Origin of the sequence: uncultured Kushneria sp. (assembly GCF_947497025.1) — a bacterium.
In the GTDB taxonomy this organism is placed as follows: domain Bacteria; phylum Pseudomonadota; class Gammaproteobacteria; order Pseudomonadales; family Halomonadaceae; genus Kushneria.
The window spans coordinates 325,456-346,131 of the sequence record NZ_CANMFC010000001.1 but is presented as its reverse complement, the minus strand read 5'-3'; the positions used below and the strand labels follow the sequence as shown (position 1 = coordinate 346,131).

At 61.9% G+C, this 20,676-nt stretch carries 18 protein-coding genes; 15 read left to right on the top strand and 3 right to left on the bottom strand.

The annotated features are described in order from the left end of the window. Positions 1–87 precede the first annotated feature (87 nt). The gene (gene pgl, locus Q0931_RS01625) at positions 88–765 is read right to left on the bottom strand and encodes a 6-phosphogluconolactonase (RefSeq protein ID WP_299256599.1); all 678 of its coding nucleotides are present in this window, start codon (positions 763–765) and stop codon (positions 88–90) included. Positions 766–767: 2 nt separating this feature from the next. Further along, positions 768–2,249 (bottom strand): glucose-6-phosphate dehydrogenase, encoded by a 1,482-nt coding sequence (zwf, locus tag Q0931_RS01620; protein ID WP_299256597.1) that lies wholly within the window; start codon positions 2,247–2,249, stop codon positions 768–770. A gap of 609 nt (positions 2,250–2,858) precedes the next feature. Here zwf and Q0931_RS01615 point away from each other — a divergent pair. The 4 genes from Q0931_RS01615 to Q0931_RS01600 all read left to right on the top strand — a co-directional run bounded on the left by Q0931_RS01615 (position 2,859) and on the right by Q0931_RS01600 (position 7,556). Beyond that, positions 2,859–4,301 carry a sugar porter family MFS transporter gene (locus Q0931_RS01615; protein ID WP_299256595.1) on the top strand — a complete coding sequence of 481 codons (1,443 nt, stop codon included), beginning with the start codon at positions 2,859–2,861 and terminating at the stop codon, positions 4,299–4,301. Between the two features lie 178 nt (positions 4,302–4,479). Next, positions 4,480–5,331, top strand: coding sequence for a putative selenate ABC transporter substrate-binding protein (locus Q0931_RS01610; protein WP_299256593.1), 852 nt, complete (start codon positions 4,480–4,482; stop codon positions 5,329–5,331). A gap of 4 nt (positions 5,332–5,335) precedes the next feature. Then, a complete protein-coding gene (locus Q0931_RS01605; RefSeq protein ID WP_299256591.1) occupies positions 5,336–6,031 on the top strand; it encodes an ATP-binding cassette domain-containing protein in 696 nt (231 codons plus the stop codon). Continuing rightward, a complete protein-coding gene (locus Q0931_RS01600; protein WP_299256588.1) occupies positions 6,018–7,556 on the top strand; it encodes an ABC transporter permease in 1,539 nt (512 codons plus the stop codon). Before Q0931_RS01605 ends, Q0931_RS01600 begins: the two co-directional genes overlap by 14 nt. Before the next feature lie 22 nt (positions 7,557–7,578). Here the strand turns inward: Q0931_RS01600 and Q0931_RS01595 are convergent, their stop codons facing one another. After that, complete coding sequence (locus Q0931_RS01595; protein ID WP_299256587.1) at positions 7,579–9,231, bottom strand: hypothetical protein; 1,653 nt, start codon at positions 9,229–9,231, stop codon at positions 7,579–7,581. A gap of 196 nt (positions 9,232–9,427) precedes the next feature. Here Q0931_RS01595 and Q0931_RS01590 point away from each other — a divergent pair, with 196 nt between their 5' ends. The 11 genes from Q0931_RS01590 to Q0931_RS01540 all read left to right on the top strand — a co-directional run bounded on the left by Q0931_RS01590 (position 9,428) and on the right by Q0931_RS01540 (position 20,655). After that, complete coding sequence (locus tag Q0931_RS01590) at positions 9,428–10,180, top strand: beta-ketoacyl synthase chain length factor (RefSeq protein WP_299256585.1); 753 nt, start codon at positions 9,428–9,430, stop codon at positions 10,178–10,180. A 117-nt stretch (positions 10,181–10,297) separates the two neighbouring features. Further along, positions 10,298–10,573, top strand: a complete 276-nt coding sequence (locus Q0931_RS01585; RefSeq protein WP_243409211.1) for a phosphopantetheine-binding protein — start codon at positions 10,298–10,300, stop codon at positions 10,571–10,573. An 8-nt stretch (positions 10,574–10,581) separates the two neighbouring features. Then, a complete protein-coding gene (locus tag Q0931_RS01580) occupies positions 10,582–11,145 on the top strand; it encodes a hypothetical protein (protein ID WP_299256583.1) in 564 nt (187 codons plus the stop codon). Beyond that, positions 11,142–12,863: an AMP-binding protein gene (locus Q0931_RS01575; protein WP_299256581.1), complete on the top strand. Its 1,722-nt coding sequence runs from the start codon at positions 11,142–11,144 to the stop codon at positions 12,861–12,863. Before Q0931_RS01580 ends, Q0931_RS01575 begins: the two co-directional genes overlap by 4 nt. Then, positions 12,860–13,648, top strand: coding sequence for a glycosyltransferase family 2 protein (locus Q0931_RS01570; RefSeq protein WP_299256579.1), 789 nt, complete (start codon positions 12,860–12,862; stop codon positions 13,646–13,648). Before Q0931_RS01575 ends, Q0931_RS01570 begins: the two co-directional genes overlap by 4 nt. Next, on the top strand, positions 13,645–14,607 hold the full coding sequence (locus tag Q0931_RS01565; protein ID WP_299256577.1) for a glycosyl transferase: 963 nt from the start codon (positions 13,645–13,647) through the stop codon (positions 14,605–14,607). The genes Q0931_RS01570 and Q0931_RS01565 overlap by 4 nt, the downstream gene beginning before the upstream one ends. Before the next feature lie 83 nt (positions 14,608–14,690). Then, entirely contained in the window at positions 14,691–15,251 is a 561-nt protein-coding gene (locus Q0931_RS01560) for an outer membrane lipoprotein carrier protein LolA (RefSeq protein WP_299256575.1), read from the top strand. 2 nt (positions 15,252–15,253) lie between these two features. Then, the gene (locus Q0931_RS01555) at positions 15,254–17,575 is read left to right on the top strand and encodes an MMPL family transporter (RefSeq protein WP_299256573.1); all 2,322 of its coding nucleotides are present in this window, start codon (positions 15,254–15,256) and stop codon (positions 17,573–17,575) included. Beyond that, positions 17,550–18,866: a tryptophan 7-halogenase gene (locus Q0931_RS01550; RefSeq protein WP_299256571.1), complete on the top strand. Its 1,317-nt coding sequence runs from the start codon at positions 17,550–17,552 to the stop codon at positions 18,864–18,866. The genes Q0931_RS01555 and Q0931_RS01550 overlap by 26 nt, the downstream gene beginning before the upstream one ends. Then, the gene (locus Q0931_RS01545) at positions 18,863–19,480 is read left to right on the top strand and encodes a DUF3261 domain-containing protein (RefSeq protein ID WP_299256569.1); all 618 of its coding nucleotides are present in this window, start codon (positions 18,863–18,865) and stop codon (positions 19,478–19,480) included. The genes Q0931_RS01550 and Q0931_RS01545 overlap by 4 nt, the downstream gene beginning before the upstream one ends. Then, positions 19,477–20,655 (top strand): beta-ketoacyl-ACP synthase, encoded by a 1,179-nt coding sequence (locus tag Q0931_RS01540; RefSeq protein WP_299256567.1) that lies wholly within the window; start codon positions 19,477–19,479, stop codon positions 20,653–20,655. Before Q0931_RS01545 ends, Q0931_RS01540 begins: the two co-directional genes overlap by 4 nt. The last annotated feature ends 21 nt before the right edge of the window (positions 20,656–20,676 follow it).

The following is a 20,676-nucleotide window of genomic DNA, read 5'->3' as shown; positions in this document are numbered from 1 at the left end:
AACAGACATCCTCGACCCAACTTGTTCCTTTCCCGGCAACGCCTGACGCACCGGGACATGCTTTGTCGTGTCTTGATCTTTATCGTGTCACGGTGCCCAGTAAAGTGCCAGCGGCGCATCAAGAAAAGCCCGGATCGGCAATTCATGTTGATCGCTGCCTGCCATGGCACGCGCCAGCACGGCTTTTTTATCGGCACCGCCGAGATGCAGATAGCGACGATGCGAGCGCATGAGGCGATCGCGTGTCAGGGAGATGCGGGGTTGTTCAACGCTTGGCGCATGAGCCGCGATGACCAGCGCCTCACTTTCGAGCCCGTTACCAAGTTCTGCGCTGTCCGGGAACAGCGATGCTGTATGGCCATCGCCTCCCATGCCCAGCACCACGACACTGGCAGGCCAGGTCAGCGCGGTGAGGCGCTGACCGACCTCTTCCGCCCCCTCTTCAGGCGTTGGCGCATCGTTAACGAGCGGATGAAAACGCGCCTCGGCGGCAGCATTGATCAACATGTGCGTCCGCACGAAGCGATCATTGCTGTCCTCGTGATCGGTCGCCACCCAGCGCTCATCGGCCAGGGTGATATCCACTCTGGACCATGGCAGCGGCATCCGGCTCAGCGCCTGCATGAACGGCCTGGGCGTACTCCCCCCGGAAAGCACCAGCGTTACCCGCTCCTGCTGCTCGAGATCTTCCCCGAGGGCACCGGCCACACTGACCGCCAGGTCATGGGCCACTCGAGTGCGTGCGTCTGCGTCAGTCGTTTTCATAATCAATAGTCTTCATACCAGCTACGTCCGTCCTGAGTGATCATTCCGATGGAGGAAACCGGCCCCCACGAACCTGCCGGATAGCGCTTGGGCATGATGTCACGCGCTTCCCAGCCCTTGATCAACTGATCAATCCAGCGCCAGGAGTACTCGATCTCGTCACGACGCACAAAGAGATACTGCTGACCCTTCATGACTTCCAGCAGCAGGCGTTCATAGGCATCGGGAATACGCGCCGAAGGGAAGGCCTGATGGAAATCCAGATGCAATGGCCCGGTACGCAGGCGCATGCCCTTGTCCAGCCCGCTGTCCTTGGTCAGCACCTGCAGGGCAATGCCCTCATCGGGCTGCAGCCGAATGATGAGCTTGTTGGCCGCCATGCTGCGCTGATCGTTATCAAAGATATAATGCGACTGCGGACGAAAGTGAATCACGATCTGCGAGAGTTTTTCCGGCATGCGCTTGCCGGTGCGCAGATAGAAGGGCACGCCCGCCCAGCGCCAGTTCTGGATCTCGGTCTTGAAGGCCACAAAGGTTTCGGTGCGCGAATCAACATTGGCGCCCTCTTCCTCGAGATAGCCCGGCACCGATTTGCCGGCAATGGTACCGGCAATGTATTGCCCTCTCACCACATCGGTATCCAGCCGCTCGCCTTCAAACGGGCGAAGGGCCTTGAGCACCTTGACCTTCTCATCGCGAATGCTGTCGGCATCCAGATTGGAAGGCGGATCCATGGCGATCATGCACAAAAGCTGCATCAAATGGTTCTGGACCATGTCACGCAGCTGACCGGCCTGATCGAAATAGCCCCAGCGCCCCTCGATGCCGACCGTTTCTGCCACGGTGATCTCGACGTGCGAGATATGGCTCTGGTTCCACTGACTGCCAAACAGCGGGTTGGCAAAGCGCAGGGCCAGCAGATTCTGGACCGTTTCCTTGCCCAGGTAGTGGTCGATGCGATAGATCCGGCTCTCATCGAAGACGGCGCCGATGGCGTCGTTGATTTCCTCGGAGCTTTGAAGCGAGTAGCCGATCGGCTTTTCGACCACCACACGAGACTCGTCGTCCAGGCAGCCACTCGTCGACAGGTTGGCGCAGATCTCGCCATACAGACGGGCCGGCACCGACAGATAGATGGTCAGCGGTCGCGGACTGTTGCCGTGCCACTGGGCAATCTGGTTGTAGCTCTCGGGAGAAGCAAACTCGATTTCGATATAGTCCAGCCGCGCCAGAAACCGATTCATGCTCTCCTCGGTGCGCTCATCGGCGCGCACACGCGTTTCCAGTGCGTCGCGCACGCGCGCACGAAAGGCATCATTATCGTATTCCTGACGGGCCAGACCCAAAATTCGGGTCTCGGGCGCCATCAACGATTCGCGATCCAGATGATAGAGCGCAACGTACAGCTTGCGCAGGGCCAGATCACCCAGCGCGCCGAAAAGCGCCAGATCGACAGCAGTACTGTTGTCGTCATTCACACTCATGCCGTGCTCCCTTCCCGGTTTGGTAGATTTCCGACAACGTTAGACATCAGGACATCATCCTCGCAACACATGGCTTCGCTTCCATCAGGGCAGCAGGTAGCAGCCCCTTCGTCTGCCCTTGAGGGTGTAGACACTGTCGAACCAGTACATCTGACATGGCTGGCAGACCGTTTGCACGGACGCGGTTGCGCAAAACCCTGGCCATGCATCATTTGGCAGGATAGTTCGGCGGCATCGAGGCTGCATGAAGATCCAATGATATCAGCACTCTTTTACCTTGGGGATGACATTTTTGGAACGCATTGATCGTGAAGACCATGCCGCTCGCGGACGAGTCATAAGCCTTTGGTCTAACAAACAACGATAATCGCTGGCCTTATCGTACCTTAACAACTTTATTATGGTGCGCATGATTCAAGATGCCATCAACTGTCGATCGCTGACCATTTCTCACGGGCTCATGAAAGGCATTTCTTTCATTGTCCTCCGTTCTCTGCACGTAACAGAAAATGCCCATAATGGCGCAGTACACAGGCAGCGGCGCTGGTAGTTTATGGCTGACACGATTAAGCAACGCCCTTTCAACCTGGCGGTACAAGGAAAAATGACATGGTAGGTCACTCAGGGAGCAGCTCAAGCGCTGCAAATTATGATCAGGCGAAACCGGACGCCGTCAAAAACGCCGATATTGTGCCCATGGTATGGCTGAGTTGCGGTCTGGCCGCCCTTGCCGGTCTGCTGTTCGGTATGGACATTGGTGTCATCTCCGGCGCCCTGCCCTTTATCGTCAAGGAGTTTCATGTCTCCACCCTGATGGAAGGCTGGATCGTTAGCTCCATGATGGTCGGTGCCGCGCTGGGTGCCCTGGGTGCCGGCGCTATATCACAGCGCTTTGGTCGTAAAAAGGCATTGATGTACAGCTCGCTTTTGTTTTTTATCGGCGCACTGGTCGCGGTCATGTCCACCAGCCCGAACGTTCTGATCATTGCCCGTATCCTGCTGGGACTGGCCGTAGGCGTGGCCTCTTTTACGGCACCGCTGTATCTTTCCGAGGTAGCCCCCGAGCGCATCCGCGGCACCACCATCTCCTTTTATCAGCTGATGGTCACGGTCGGTATTCTGGCCGCCTTCATGTCGAATCTGGCCTTCAGCTATATCGAAAGCTGGCGCTGGATGTTCGGCGTTTTGATGATTCCGGCCGCAATGCTGTTCATCGGCGTGCTCATGGTCCCCAACAGTCCGCGCTGGCTGGCCTCGCAAGACCGGTTTGAAGAGGCCAGGGGAGTCCTGACCAAGCTGCGCAGCAGCAAGACCGAAATCGATTACGAGATGGGCGAAATCGAGGAGAGCATCAATGCCGAACAGAAAAGCCGCGGCTTCCAGATGTTCAAGGAGAACCCCAACTTCCGCCGCTCGGTCATGCTGGGCATCTGCCTGCAGCTGGTACAGCAGTTCACCGGCATGAACGCCATCATGTATTTCGCCCCGCAGATCTTCCAGATGTCGGGCTTTGAGGGTACGGCCGCTCAGCTCTGGAGTACGGTTGCCACCGGTCTGGTCAACGTGCTGGCCACCTTCATTGCCATCGGCTTTGTTGACCGTCTGGGTCGCAAGCCCATCCTTTATGCCGGGTTTGCCGTCATGGCCGCCAGCATGGCCGTTCTGGCCTCGATTCTGGTCATCGGCCCGACCACGACCTTCCTGCAGTACACCGGCATGGCGTCGCTTTTGATCTTCGTGGCCGGTTTTGCCATGTCGGCCGGCCCGCTGATCTGGACCCTGTGTGCCGAAATCCAGCCGCTCAACGGTCGTGATTTTGGCCTGAGCTGCTCAACGGTGGCCAACTGGGTCGGCAACTTTGCCATTGGTCAGTTCTTCCCGGTCATGATTGCCGCCATTGGAGGCGCCATGACGTTTGGCATCCTGTCGGTTCTCAACGTGGTCTTTATCATCTTCACCCTGCTGCTGATCCCGGAAACCAAGGGCATCTCGCTTGAAAAGATCGAAAAGAACCTGATGAGTGGCAAGCCGCTGAAAGACATCGGTAACTGATACTTCGGTGCTTGCGTGTTCCCCCCCTTTCTCGTGAGAGGGGGTTTTTTTATGCCTGTCGTTGATCAGTGGGGCATTGGAAGGAACCCATAAAAACATCAGCGACAACGTATATAGGCATCAGAGCATGCTAGCATGCACGCCCAACCCCACTCGACGCTTCTGAGGAGTTTCCCCGATGCGCAGGCTCGTTGCCCTTTCGCTTGTCATGCTCAGCACCACGGCATTCGCCGATACCTTCCGCTTTACGGCCATTCCCGACGAGGATGAAGCAAGGCTGGTGGAGCGTTTTGACAAGGTGGCGGATTATCTGTCCGAAAAAACGGGGCTGGATGTCGAGTACGTGCCGGTCAAATCCTACGCCGCCGCTGTCAGCGCCTTTCGTAACGATCAGGTCCAGCTGGCCTGGTTTGGCGGACTGACCGGCGTTCAGGCGCGCCAGATCGTGCCCGGTTCGAAAGCGATAGCTCAGGGCAAGGAAGACGCCGACTTCAAGACCTATTTCATTGCCAATGCCGATACGGACCTAAAGGCCGATCAGTCCGAGCTGTCGGAGGCGGTCAAGGGCAAGACCTTTACCTTTGGCGCCAAGACCTCCACATCCGGCCGTCTGATGCCCGACTACTATCTGCGCGAGCGTTTTGACGAGGCTCCGGAGAAGGTGTTCTCCCGCGTCGGGTACTCGGGCGATCATACCCGCACCATGGCGCTGGTCGAGTCAGGGGCCTTTGACATTGGCGCGCTCAATTACACCGTCTGGGACGCCGCCGTGGCCGATGGCCGAGTGGATACCGACAAGGTGCACGTCATCTGGTCAACGCCGGCCTATCCGGATTATCAGTGGACCATTCGCGGCGATGTCGATGATCACTACGGTGCCGATACGACACAGCACGTTCAAAAGGCCCTGCTGGACATGACCGACCCCGACCTGCTGGCAAGCTTTCCGCGTGAAGGATTCATCCCGGCCTCCAATGAGGACTATGCGCCCATCGAGAAGGTCGGTCAGGCGCTGGGACTGCTGCGATAAGCCCATGCTGGAAACCGCCACTGTCGGACCAGACGCCTCTGGCGTGATTGCAGGGTTTGATCATGCCTGTCTGAGCCATGACGATCACGTTGTCTTTCCCGACCTGACACTGCGTATCTTGCAGGGCGATCGCATCGCCCTGCTGGGACGCAGCGGCGTGGGTAAATCGACCCTGCTCGATGCCCTGCGCATTCGACTCGGTGACCAGGGCGCCTGGTGTCCACAGGCCAATGCGCTGGTGCCCACGCTTTCGGCCTATCACAACATCTACATGGGGCGCCTGGCCCATTTTTCGCGCTGGCAAAATTTGCTCAATCTGCTGCGCCCCGACCGGACCTGCTGGCGGGAGATCAGTGCGCTTGCCGATACACTGGGGCTGGACGGGCTGTTGCGACGTCAGGTCGACCAGCTTTCCGGCGGCCAGCAACAGCGTGTCGCCATTGCACGGGCGCTGTATCAGGACCGCCCGGTCTTTATCGGGGATGAACCGGTTGCCAGCGTCGACCCGCGCCAGGGCGTTCGACTGCTTGAGCTGATCAACGCACGCCACCAGACCTATGTGGTGGCCCTGCATCAGCGTGAACTGGCACTGGCGCACTTTGATCGCATCATTGGGCTGGACGAGGGACGCATCATCATCGATGCGCCTGCCAATGAGCTGACTTCCGACGACCTTGACGTGCTCTATGTCACGGACTGACGCGCGCCCCGGCTGGTTCAGCTGGCTGCGTGGCGACAATGTCGGCGCAAGGCTTTTGCGCCTGACCCTGATCATGCTGGCCATCACCCTGATACTGCTGCCGCTGGCGGATCTATCGATCACGACCCGTTATCCGTGGAAGGAACTGGGGCGCATGCTTCAGGGGATGATCCTGCCGGATATCACGGCCACCGAATCGCCTCTGCGGGCGTTGCTGTTGACCATTGCCTTTGCCCTGTGGGGCGTGATGCTGGGCATCGTGCTCGGGTTTCCGCTGGCGCTGATCTTCATGCGCTCCCGGCTGGTACGCACCCTGTGCGCCTTTGTGCGTGCCATCCATGAACTTTTCTGGGCGCTGCTGTTTCTCCAGGTCTTCGGGCTCTCCGCCATAACGGCGCTGGCCGCCATCGCCCTGCCCTATGCCGCGACGTTTGCCAAGGTCTACGCCGAAATTCTGACCCAGATCGATCGCAGCCCGGCACGAACGTTGTCGCCCGGAACCGATCGGTTGTCACGCTTTGTCTATACCGAACTGCCGCTGGCCTGGCAGCGACTATCCGGTTACACCCGCTATCGTTTTGAATGCGCCCTGCGCGCCAGCGTGCTGCTGGGCTTTGTGGGGCTTCCAACGCTTGGGTACTACCTGGAAAGTGCCTTTCGTCAGGGACGTTATCACGAAGGCGGTGCTCTTCTGTGGGCCTTTTATCTGCTGATCGCTCTGCTGCCCTGGTGGGCCCATCGTCGCCTGCTGGTGCCCTGGCTGGTGGGCACGGCGTTTTTGCTGGGGCCCTGGCCCAGCGTTAATCCGACGCTTTTATGGCAGTTCGTGAGCCATGACATCTGGCCGCAGCCGCTGCTGGAAGGCGATTTTGCCGCACTGCCGCAGTGGTTCGGACAGTTACCGGACCTGCTGCCCGCCATTGGCAATACCCTTTTGCTGGGCCTGATGAGTACCGTGGGCTCCCTGCTGGTCTGTCTGCTGGCATGGCCGCTGGTCAGTCGCCATTTCGGCAACCGCGGTACGCGCACTCTGGGGCGCGGCGCACTGATTGTCATGCGCTCAACACCGGAATTGCTGCTGGCCTTTATTCTGCTGCTGCTGACCGGCCCGTCATTGCTGCCGGCGTGGATAGCGCTTTCGCTGCACAATGGTGCCCTGATTGCCTTTCTGGCGGCGCGTCATGCCGATGAGGTAATACCGGGACTTCCCGGCATTCGGGGGGTCAATCTTTATAGCCACGAGCTGCTGCCCCGCATCTACCCTGGCATTCTGGCGCTGTTGTTCTATCGCGCCGAGGTCATCATGCGCGAGACAGCGCTTTTGGGAATGCTGGGGGTGGTCACGCTGGGCTTTCACATCGACTCAAGCTTTGAGTACCTGATGTTTGATCAGGCCGTTGCCCTGTTGATGGTAACGGCCGTGATCAACATGGCAGTGGATGTGCTGTCGCGACGCCTGCGCCCGAACGCCCTGCCCGAGCGCCGCGACCAGCCCCGACCGGCACCGGTGGGTGAAAGCGTTTAATGTCGCCGGCCAGGCCTCACACTCAGCCGGGGTAGAAGATCGAGAGGTTAAAGCTTTCAGGCAGGGCCGGCTGCCCGCTCTCGCGATCGACAAAGCGGATCCGAAAACCCTTCCAGGCCTGATACTTTACCGAACCCGAATAGGCCGACAGGTACTCGATGCCGTCATGGACAATGCCGGCATCATCTACCGTGACGGTTATGATCGGGTCACGCAGTTCCACTTCGCCATCGGGGAAGGAAAATTCGACCTGCCCCTTGTCGACGGCCTCGCAGCGACTGAAGAAATCGCAGCCCGGCCCGTCACCGCCCTTGCGCCATTTGACGAACTGGGGAATGCCGGTCAGGGCATGACGCACCTTCCCCTTTTTGTCCACCAGTGACGTCTTGCCAATCATGCCGGGGCGACCACGGTTCACACGGTAGTCGTCGTACAACACATTATCGTCACCATCGACCTGCGAGGCGAAGCGCAGACTGCCATCCCATACACCCTTGCTGCCGGTCTCACGGTCGGTGTCAAACACTACCGCGCCCTCGGGGCCGCTATGGCGAAAGACGATCGGGTTGGTCTGGCGGGTCCTGGCGGAGTGACTCGACTGAATCACCAGCGGTGTGGCCGGTTTCCATGCGTCCGCCTCGGCGCGCATTGAGTCCGGCGACAGACGCAGCGCGTTGCCGGTTGAATTGCGAATGACGATCTCACCACCATCCAGCGATACACCGCCCATGCTGCCGCTGTGCGAGCCGTCCTTGAAGACGTTGGTCCAGCCGTAAACACAGGTATTGGACGAAGCAAAACAGTTCATGAACTGCTGGCTTTCAGTGGTGCGCACGCAGGGCCAGGGCGCTTCGCCGCCGTTGCGGCCCTCCCACCAGTTGCCGATAAAACTCGAGCGATAGATCAGGCGGGCGCGAATGGCATCGCCTTTCAGGGCCTCGAAGATATTGTCCTGAAAGGTCGCACCATAGACATTCTTTTTGAAGATGATGCCGTTATCGGCGTAGTTGAACTCGTTGCCGATAAAACGCGCCGTGGTGGAATTGCTGCCCTTTTCATCATCCACCTGCACGCCGACGCTCACACCGATAAAGGTGCAGCGCAGCAGGCTATAGTTGACCATGATCTCTCGCACCCGGATGGCGATGTCGGCAGAAGAGAAATGGACGTTTTCAATCACCGTGTTGTAACCGGTGCTGTCGATAAAGGTGCCTTTCCAGCGGCCCTTGTGTCCGCTGGAAAAGTTGAGATCCCGCACGACCGGGCCGTGACCGGTGAACATGACGCCATCGCCCAGCGAGTGAAACGGCATCAACAGGGCATTGCCCTCGTTTCTGAAACGCTGCCGACCGGGCCCGATGAGATTCTTGCCCTTGAGATCGACCGTTTGACCGATCGCGTAGCGCCCGGGTGGCACATAAAGACTGTTAACGACGCTGGAGCGCGCCGCGCGCACGAATGCCGCCGAGCTGTCGCGCTTGCCTGTCGGATCGGCACCCCAGTAAATAACATTATTGCGGGCGGTCATGTCGAGCGCTTCGGATCGCTCTCGTGACTCGCTGGCCTGCGCACGCTCCGGGGTTGCCAATGCCCCCGCCATGCCGGCAACAGGCAGCAGGGCCAGTGCACGACGCATGAAGCGTCGGCGATTGCGATCGTCTGTAGAAAGCGCCATTCAAAACTCCGTATAAAGCCTTACAAGGCCTGAATCAGGGTGCCATCACACCTGTTTTGAACAGACGCTGCCATGCCATTGTGGCGATCACCATCCGGAAGCCCTCACCACGTGCGTCTGTCACGTTTGTCATACTCGTGGTTTATGAAACCACGCCTGCCGCTTACAATCAGATGTCACTTTTAGGGAGGCTCGCATGGACTGCTTATCCCATGCTGACACAGCACTACCTACGCTCTACCTCCACCGCTGGCGTGCCTGGCTTCCCGAGCGCGCCGGCGAAGGCACGTCTGCGTGTGTCATCACCGATGAAAAGCCGGCAGCGTCGAGTGTACCGGCCCTGCTGCGACGCCGCCTGACGCCGCTGGGCCGCGCCGTTTGTACGCTGCTCGGCGACATGGGCGCCCATGAGCGGGCAGCCATGCCCGTACTCCATGCCTCGCGCCACGGTGACGGCCACCGACCGCTGGACATGCTCGACACGCTGTTCGAGGGTGAGCCGCTCTCGCCCGCCCGATTCGGTCTGTCGGTGCATAATGCCGTGCTGGGTGTCTACTCGATCGCCTTTGGCAATCACGCTTCGATGGCCGCGCTGGCTGCCGCCGGAGAAGAGTTCGAGGCGCTTTTAAGCGAAGCCCGGGGCTATCTGGCCGAGGGACATGAAAGCATCATGTTGATCCTGACCGACTCACCGGTCCCCGACCGCTATCGCATCCAGACTCAGGCCCCACAGGCTCCTTCCGCCATGCTGATGGAGCTGTCGCTGACACCGGCGCTGGATGCCGTGCGTTTACAGGCTCGATCGGTCGATAACGCCGAGAGCAGGGGGCAAACCGTGACACCGCCGCTGCTGGCCGACTGGCTGATGGGGCGGAGGGATCTGATCACGCGCACCCCAGCTCTTTGCTGGCAGGCCACCACGGAAATGGCAACACCACATACCGGATAGCGCCCCAAAGGATATCCGGTTCTGGCATCATATGCCGCCCGAACAGGCGGGCAGACGGCGCTCCAGCGGCGTACTCGTCTGCCCGGAGACGACAACAAGGATTCCGGAGAACACCATATGGCCAATACCTCATTGACCGAACTCGAACGCGATGTCGCCAACATGATCATCGAAGCGCTGGAGCTTGAAGATATTACGGCCGACGACATCGAACCCGAAGCGCCCTTGTTTGGTGACGGGCTGGGTCTGGATTCCATTGATGCGCTGGAGCTGGGACTGGCGCTGCAAAAGCGTTACGGCATTCGCCTTGACAGCGACGCCGAGGAAAACCGCGAACATTTTGCAAGTTTAAGGCAGCTCAGCGCCCTGGTGGCCGAGCGCCGCAGCGACTGAGGTTTGTAATGGAAGCCATGCCAGCCGGTCGCCCCGGAACACGTCACTGGTCGTCACCCCTCTCGATGGTGCTGTTTCCAGCGGCCCTGTGGATCGTTCTCCCCCTCTGGGGCATCCATGCCCTGTTGATCACTTTTGTGCTTCTGGCAGGCGCCCAGTGGCTGGCCGGCGAACATCGTACCCGCTGGGCCATGGTGCTGCTGGTACTGCTGGCGCTGTTGTTCGGGGGGCAGGCTGAACTGGGCATCCGACTTTACCCGGTCATGATCAATGCCTCGCTGGCACTGATCTTTCTGGGCAGCCTGCGCGCCACCCCCCTGATCGAGCGTTTTGCGCGCCTGTCAGAGCCCGATCTCCCTCCCGAGGGCGTGCGCTATACCCGCAGGGTCACCTGGGTGTGGGGCATTTTCATGAGCCTCAATGCCGTCGTTGCGCTGGCACTGGCGCTATGGGCGCCGCTACATGTATGGCAGACCTGGACCGGCGCCATCAGCTACCTGCTGGCGGCGCTTTTGATGATGGGTGAGTGGCTGGTGCGCCGGCGCGTTCGACGCAGGGTGGTGCACGCATGAATCAGCCTCGATATGGCGAACCGTCGCTGACCCGCTGCCCCTGGCTTTCAGGAGAGGCCGGCGACATCGTGGCCCTTTCGGGACAGAAGAGGCGCACCCGCAGCGAGCTGATCAGGGCCATCAGGGGCTGGGCCAATACACGCCTGCCGACCGGTCGGGACGTGGCGCTTTATGACAGCGATCCGTGGCGGTTTACGGCGGCCCTGCTGGGCCTCTGGCATGCCGGCCATCGGGTGTGGCTGCCGGGTGACAATCTGCCCGAAACCGTTAATCATCTGCGCCAGCGTGATCTGGTCCTGCTGGGCGAATTTCCGCAAGCCTGGGCGCCACCGCCGCCCGTCTCGGACGTGATGCCCGAGCCCGACCTGCCCCCTGAACAGGAGGCCGTGGTGCTTTTCACCTCCGGTTCCAGCGGGGAGCCGGCCCCCATCTTTCGCACCCTGGGCCAGCTCGAGGCCGAAGTGGCCGCCTTCGAGCGACACTGGCCGCTCACGGGAGGGGTCGTCATCAGCCAGGTCAGCCATCAGCACACCTGGGGACTGACCGCCGGACTGTTGCGCGCGCTGGCGACCTCTCACCCCTTCGGGCTCGAGATCGTGACCTGGCCCGAAACGCTGGCCGAGTGGCTCATGAACGTGCCGGTCAGCGCCCTGATCAGCTCGCCGCCTCAGCTTTCCCGACTACCCGAGAGCACGACTGGCATGCCGAACCGTGCGCCCGGTCGCATTTTCAGTGCCGCCGCGCCACTGCCCCATGAAGCCGCCGTGCAGGCCGAGGCGCTAATGGGCAGCGAGCTCATCGAGATCTATGGCAGCTCGGAAAGCGGCGCCATTGCCTGGCGACGGCCCTGTCAGGATACCGCCTGGCAGGCGCTTGACGACGTCATGCTGCACTGTGACGGCGAGCGCACGCTGCTTCGATCAAGGCGCCTGCCCGAGCCCGAACAGTGGCACGAGCAGGCCGATCACATTCGCCTTGTCAGTGATCATCCTGTGCGTTTCACCCTGCACGGACGTGCGGACCGCATCGTCAAGGTGGCCGGCAAGCGCGTCTCGCTGGAAGGTCTGGCCCATCATATCAAGGACTTCCCCGGCGTCCTGGACGCCCGCTGTCTGACCATCGATCACTCGGGTGGGCGCATCGGGGCCGTCGTGGCCATGGCATCCGACAGCATTGCCCATGATCATGACACGCGAAGAGCACTCATCAGCGATTTGCGGCAGCATCTGGCCCGCGCCTTTGAGCCGGTGGTGCTGCCGCGTTTCTGGCGTTTTGTGCACCGCTTCCCGGTCAACGCTCAGGGCAAGCTGACCCGTGCCATGGCGCGTCATCTCTTTGATGACCTGGATGACCGGCGCCAGCCGCGCTGGCTGGATCTTGAGTCCGCAACGCCCGATCAACACCGGATCGCACTGGAAATCCCGGAGCGTCTGGCAGCACTTGAGGGTCACTTCCCCGGACGACCGATCGTGCCGGGCATTGCCCTGATCCACTGGGCACGTCAGCAGGCCGAGCGTCTTTTTGGCGAGCAGGATCAATGGCGCGACATGCGCCGGTTACGCTTTCCCGCACCGCTGTTGCCCGGGGATCGCGCGGTCATGACGCTGAGCCGACAGCGTGGCGATCTGAACATCACCGTGGCCTCCCATCGGGGCCAGCATCTGCAAATGCGCCTGCTCGGTGTCGACCCGATGCCCGACCACGGGGAGTCTTCATGAATCACGTCCAGAACAGCGCAGCGTTTTCGCCCTGCGTGCTGGTGCCGGTGTATAACCACGAACACGCCATCGTGGCGACCTGTGAGGGCCTCAGCGCCCTGAACCTGCCCATCGTGCTCGTCGATGACGGCAGCGATGCGGGCTGCGCCAGTGTGCTCGATCACCTGGCACAGGCCAGTGATGTGCACCTGCTGCGCCTGCCGCGCAACCGCGGCAAGGGCTACGCCGTTCGTCACGGCCTTGCCCATGCTCAAACGCTCGGGTTTACCCATGCGCTTCAGGTCGACGCCGATGGCCAGCATGATCAATCAAGCCTGCCGCCCTTTATCGAGGCGGCAAGGCAAACCCCCGAGCGGCTTTTGATCGGCTATCCGCGCTTTGATCACAGCGTACCGCTGCACCGCTTTATCAGCCGCTACATCACGCACGTCTGGGTCTGGTGCAATACGCTGTCCACCACGCTGCGCGATACCATGTGTGGCGTGCGTCTTTATCCGCTGGACACGGTCAATGCCCTGCTGACGCGTCATGGCTGTGGCAACCGCATGGAGTTTGATACCGAGGTGCTGGTGCGCTGGTTCTGGGCCGGTCACCCGGTCGACAATCTGCCGGTGCGGGTCACCTATCCCACCGACGGCGTCTCTCACTTTCGCCTGTTTCGGGACAATGTCCTGATGGCACGCATGCACCTGCGTCTGACGCTGGGCATGCTGATACGCCTGCCGAAGCTGATACTCGGACGTGCTCGGCACCGCCGCGACGAACGACACAAGAGCCCTTCATGACATCACCGCAACGCAAGCGCGCGCCGCGCCACTGGTCGGCCATCAGTGAGTCCGGCTCACTCAGGGGCATTCAATTGATGCTGGCCATTTATGACCGTTTCGGGGCGCGCGCCTATCAGGGCGTCCTGTTTCTGGTCGGACTCTACTACTGGTGGCGCCGCCCGATTGCCCGACGCGCCTCAAAGGAGTACCAGAAGCAACTGAAGGCCTTTTGCCCCTCGGTCTTCCTGCCGCGCCTGACCACCGTGCGTCACTTCACGACCTTTGGTACGGCCATTCTGGACAAGGTGCTGGCGCTTTACGGTCGTATTGCCCCCGAGTCCATCCAGATCGAGCAGCGCGAGACCCTGAGGGCCGCCATCGATGCCGGCCAGGGTGGCATCATCGTGGTCACGCATCTGGGCAGCCACGAGATCTGTCAGGCGCTGGGGCGGCTGCGGCGCGACCTGAAAATGAGCGTGGTCATGCACACCCATCACGCCCAGCGATTCAACTCCCTGTTCAATGATATCGACCGCCCCCTGTCAGTGGAGATCATCGAGGTCAGCGACATGGGACCCGCCACGGCCCAGCGCCTTCAGGCTCGCGTGGCCGAGGGTGGCTTTGTGGTCATCGCCGCCGATCGCGAGCCCATCGAGGCCGGCGCCCGACGCCGCTGGATCGATTTTCTCGGCCGCCCGGCGCCCTTCCCCGAGGGCGCCTTCTGGCTTGCCATGCTGTTGCACTGCCCGCTGTATCTGCTGGTCTGCGCCCGCCAGGGGCAGACACACCATGTGCACTTTGAATCCCTGGGCGATGCCACCGGGCTCTCGCGCCGGGAGCGCAGTGTGTGGATGGACAACACCATGGCGCACTTTGTCACGCGCCTGGAGCATTTCTGCTGCCGTTATCCGCTACAGTGGTTCAACTTTTACCCGTTCTGGCAGTCCGAAAAGCAAAACGCACGCCCACCCCGTTAAACCATGGACACCCGCTGTCCTGCCGGCCCAGGAGCTGACATTACATGTCTTGTCGCACGCGTTTACGATCACTGCCCCTTCTCATGGTGACCCTTCCCCTGTGGCTCATGGCCCTGCCGGCGCACGCCATGAGCCTTGAGACCCTGGCAGACCATCTGACCGCCCAGGGCGACGTGGCCGGGCGCTTTGAGCAGACTCGATATCTGGCCGACCTGGACACCCGCATTGACGGTCGCGGTCACTACCGCTTCGAGCAGGGCGATCGTGTGATCTGGGCGCTGGAATCACCGGTCGAAGAGACCATGGAGCTTTCCGATGCGGGCATTCAGCGCAACGGCGAGCGCATCGACGATGATCCGGCAGGCGTGGCGACCCTGATCATGCAACTGCTCAACGGCCGGTTCTCGGCGCTGGCCGATCGCTTTGATATCACCCTCGAGGGCGATGAAAAGGCATGGCATGCCACGCTGGTCCCGCGCCAGCAGGGGCTGGCGAACTATCTTCACAATATCGATATGCGGGGCGATGCACGCCTTGAGCGGATCAACATGGCCATGGCCGATGGCGACCGGCTCAACATTCATCTGCTGCCCCCCGAAGAAGGCGCCGGCACCGCCGCGGCTTCCTCGCAACAGGCCCCCTGACCATGACGCGCACCTCTCGCCTGCCGGCGCTTTTATGGGGTCTGGTACTGACGGCCTGTCTGATATTCAGTGGCTGGCAGCTGCTGCGTGGCACAAGCCTTGATACGCGCATTACGGCGCTGCTGCCCGACACGCACCAGTCTCCCGGTGTCGATCGCGCCAACGAGCAGCTCGGCGCCCCTTTTACCCACCGCTTCGTACTGCTGCTGGACGCCGAACAACCCGGCGAGGCCGCGGCGGAACTGGCACAGGCGCTACAGCGTGCCGGGGCGGTCAGCGAGGTGCGCTATCGTCCGGGCGACTACCAGCTCGACAGTCTGCTGGAAGTGCTGGGGCCGTCGCGCTATCGCCTGCTGGATGACCATCTGCGCGCCACCATCGACGGAGGGGATATCAGCGAGCTACGCCGTCAGGCGCTGGCGTCTCTGGTCATGCCCACCGGTATCGACCAGCACCCGGTACGCGACCCTTTCGGACTGCTCAACCGCTGGCTCGACAGTCAGCTCTCTACCCGTTTTGATACCCGGGGGGATCTGGTCACTCTCGAGGTGGATGGCAAGGCACTGGTCGTCATGACCGGGGAGCTTGCAGGCAGTGCCTGGGATACGGGGCTGCAGGACCGTCTGACCGGAGCCATTGCACAGTTTCAGAAGGCGCACCCCAAAGCACATCTATGGCGCTCCGGCATGGTCTTTCACGCCGCCGATGGCGCGCATCAGGCCCGAAGCGAGATCAGCACCATCGGGCTGGGCTCGTTGATCGGCGTCCTGCTCATCCTGCTGGTGGTGTTTCGCTCACCGGTCACGATCGCCACCCTGCTGCTGCCGCTGGTCACGGGGGGGGTGTTTGCCCTGGCCATCACGCTCTGGTGGTTTGAGGGCATTCATCTGCTGACCATTGCCTTTGGCAGCAGCCTGATCGGGGTGGCCATCGATTATGCCCTGCATCTTCAGTGCGCCCGCGCCCTTGCCGGCCGGAATTTTCGACTGCGCCACATGCTGCCGGGTCTGGCGCTCGGGCTGGTGACCAGCGTCATGGCCTACGTTGTCCAGGCCTTCACGCCCATGCCGGGACTTCGTCAGATGGCGATATTTGCTGGCTGCGGCCTGCTTGGGGCCTGGCTGACGGTCGTGCTGTGGCTACCCATGACGCGCGTGCGCACCACGCCCAGCACCCGGCAACTGGCCGAACGCCTCTGGCGGGTGCTCGACCGCCTTCGCGGCCGGCTCGGGCCGCGCCTGGCGCTGGTGCTGGCTCTGATCGCCGTTGCCATTGCCGGTGTGCGTCTGCAAGGCGATGACAGTCTGCGGCTGCTCAATACCTCGTCACAGCAGCTTCTGGGCGATGAGGCGCTGATCCAGCGTGAGCTCGGGCGGGATACCGGTACCGTTTATCTACTGATCACCGCTCATGACAACGAAGGCTTTCTCGGTCGGGTCGAATCACTCGACCCCATGCTGGATGGGCTGGTGAAGGACGGTCATCTGGGTGGTCACACCAGTCTGGCCGATCACGTCCCCTCCAGTGCCCGGCAGCGTGCCAATCTTGAACGGACCCGCCGACTGTATCAGCAGCAGCTCGATCAGATGTATGCCTCGGCAGGGCTACCGCCGGCGCTTTACGAGCGCGCGCTGGAGACGCTGACACAATCCCCGCCGCTGACGCTGGATCACTGGCTGACAAGCCCGCTTGGCGAAAGTGATCAACGCCTGTGGCTTGGCAACATCGACAAGGGTCAGGTGGCCGGCATGGTCACCCTCAACGGCGGCATCGATGACCACGCGCATCAGCAGCTGGAAAGCCTGGCGCGCAGCGATGAACACATCGAACTGGTCGACCGCGTCGAGCAGATCAGCAATGTGCTGGGCAAGCTGCGCCGCCAGATCGCACAATGGGTGGCAGGCGCACTTGTCGTGCTGACCCTGATGCTGGCCCTGCGCTACCGGTGGCGCACCTGGCGCGTCATCGCCCCGGCCGGCGGCGCCATTTTGACCGTACTCACGCTGTACGCCCTGCTGGGCGTACCGCTGAATCTGTTTCATCAGCTGGCGCTGTTGCTGGTGCTGGGCATCGGGCTGGACGCCGGCATCTTCATGCAGGAACATCCCAGAGCGCATCATGCCTGGCTTGCGATCACACTGTCGATCATCTCAAGCCTTCTGGCCTTTGGCCTGCTGGCCTTCAGTGCCACGCCGGTGTTGCATCATATCGGCATGACCACCCTGATCGGGCTGGCCAGCGTCTGGCTGCTCACGGCGCTGGTGCAGCGGCGCGTTCCAAAGGATCAGCCGGCACATCATGACAATACCCATGACCACGGATAACGCCATGACAACTTCCATGTCCCGCGCCCCTGAGGCCGACATGCCTGAAAGGGAAACCGATGTGGCCATTATCGGCGCCGGGCCCGCCGGCGCCGTGGCGGCCGCCCTGCTGGCCGAGGCCGGCCATCGCGTCCTTGTGCTCGAGGCGGCGCATTTTCCGCGCTTCTCCATCGGCGAGAGTCTTTTGCCACAGTGCCTGATGGACCTTAAGCACGCAGGGCTGGCCGACGTGATCGACAGGGCCGGCTATCAGATGAAAAACGGCGCCCGTTTTGTCCGTGGCGATCAGCGGGTGGATATCGACTTTCAGGACAAGTCGAGCGAAGGCACGGGACAGGCATGGCAGGTCGAGCGTGCCGACTTTGATCAGCGCCTGATCGAGGCCGCCTGCGATCGCGGTGCCGAGGTGCATTTTGGTCAGCGGGTCACGGCCTTCGAGCGCCACCCTATAACGCCGGTATTGACCATCCGGAACGAGCAGGGCTCCCACTGGCGACTCAAGGCCCGCTTCGTGCTGGATGCCAGCGGTCTGGCCCAGGTGCTGGCCCGCCTGGAGGGCACGCTGGAAGAGACCCATCTGACACAGCGCCAGGCGCTGTTCACCCATCTGTCACTCAAGCCGGACGCCTGCCGGTCGCATGACTTTGATCGCACCAAGATTCAGATCGGGCTGCATCCGCAGGCCAGTGTCTGGTACTGGGTCATTCCCTTTGCCAACGATCGCGCCTCGACCGGCTTTGTCGGCGCACCTGATGAGCTGGCGCGCCTGACCGGCCCGGCCACGGATGAGGCGCAGGGCTTTCAGGCCTGCTTCACGGCCTTTAACGAGCTGGACGGCTGGCTCGATGCCGAAACGCCTCACCGCCCCATCGCGGCACTTGGTGGCTACAGCCGCAACGTCACCACCCTCACCGGCCCGGGCTACGCCATTCTTGGCAATGCCGGCGAGTTTCTCGACCCTATCTTTTCTTCGGGTGTGACCATTGCGGTACGTTCGGCCTGTCTGGCCGCGCCGCTGGTCAGGGCACAGCTTGAAGGCCGTGACGTGGACTGGCAGGGGGATTTTGAACGCCCGCTGCGCCACGGCATCGATACCTTTCGCGCCTTCGTGGAGGCCTGGTACGATGGCCGACTGCCGGCCATCATCTTTCATCCCGAGCCACCGGCCTATTTAAGGCGCATGATCAGCGCCGTCCTGGCAGGCTACGCCTGGGATAACGACAACCCCTTTGTCAGCCAGCCGCGTCGATACCTCGACACGCTGGCCCAACTGTGTGGACACGCCGCATGACAGCACTGCCCTTTCTGCCACTGCCTCTTCTGACCCGGCACCTGTGGCCGTGCGCGCTTTTGTTGATGCTGACCCTGATGACCGGCTGTAGCGTGCCGGCCATGGCCCCCCAGGCGGCGCCCGGCTGGCAGGGCGAGGCACAGACGCTCAAGCGCAGGCTGACCATCACCCCCTTTGACGAGACACGCCCCGAGCAGACACTGCTGTCGGTGATTCGTCTCTCCGATGAAGGGCTGCGCGTGGTCATCGCCACCCCCACCGGCCAGCGGCTTTTCACCCTGGTACGCGACGACCAGGGCGCCCGCTACACCCAGTCGATCATGGACAGGCCCCCCTTCCCGGCCCAATGGTTTGCCCAGCGCCTGGAGTGGAGTCTGCGCCCCGAAACCGACCTGCAGGCGGCCTTCCAGGGCAGTACATGGCAGGTGCAGGACCAGCGTTTTGAGCATGGTCGAGTGCGCGAGATTCTCGACGGTGACACGCTGGTCGCCCGCATCGACACCATCGATCATCCTCTTGAGCAGGCCCATGACGTGCTGACCGATTTCCAGATCGGCTATCGCATGGTCATCACCCCCTTTGGTCATGACAATAGCGCCGGAGAGACCCCATGACGCCCGCTTACTGTCGACTCTCCGCGCCTGCCGTGATCTGCAGTCTCGGGGACAACCACGGCACCATCATTGACGCGCTCGCCAAAGGGCAGCGCGGGCTGACCGGCAGCGAGCGCTATACGCCCGGACGAATGCTGGCGCTGGGGGATGTCACGGTCCCGCTGGTCTCGTCTGATGCCTGGCCTTTCGAGCATGCCAGTCGCAACAACCGGCTCATCGCCACGGCACTGGAGGCACTGGGGCCGCAGCTGGAGGAGACGCTGGCACATCATGCGCCGCATCGCATCGCCGTGGTCATGGGTACCAGCACCTCGGGCATCTCGGAAACCGAGGCGGCCATTGCCCGCACCGGGCCCGGCAACGAGTTTGACGAGCACTATCGCTACGCCCATCAGGAACTCGGCGCGCCGGCCCATTTCATTCGCGCCCATCTGGGGCTGTCGGGGCCGGCATGGACCATTTCCACGGCCTGCAGCTCCGGTGCCCGAGCGCTGAGTGCGGCACGGCGCCTTTTGCTCTCCGGGCAGGCAGATGCCGTGATTGCCGGCGGCGCCGACACCCTGTGCCACCTGACCGCGCATGGCTTTGACGCGTTGGGAGCGATCAGCGATACGCCGTGTCAGCCGTTTACTGCCGAGCGGCGTGGTATCAACATCGGTGAAGCCGCCGCCCTGTTTATCGTGACCCGCGAGGCCGGCGGCATTCAGCTGACCGGCTACGGAGAAAGCTCGGACGCCTATCACATTTCGGCCCCGGCGCCGGACGGTCAGGGCGCCATCACGGCCATCCGCCAGGCGCTCGACATGGCCGGTCGAGCGCCCAATGATATCGACTACCTCAACCTGCATGGCACCGCGACCACGCACAACGATGCAATGGAGGCGCTGGCCCTTCATGACGTGTTTGGCGATCGCCAGCCCCCGGCCAGCTCGACCAAGGCGCTGACCGGCCACACGCTGGGTGCCGCCGGCGCGCTTGAAGCCGCCTTTTGCTGGCTGGCGCTGGAACACGGTTTTCTGCCGCGCCATGTTCATGACCAGCCGCTTGACGAGACACTGATGCCGCTGTCGCTGGTGAGCGAAGACAGCGCCGGACAGCCGCGCGTGGCGCTCTCCAACGCCTTTGCCTTTGGCGGCAACAATGCCGTGCTGGTGCTGGAGCGCAGCGATGCATGACGCATATTCCGGACCGTCAAC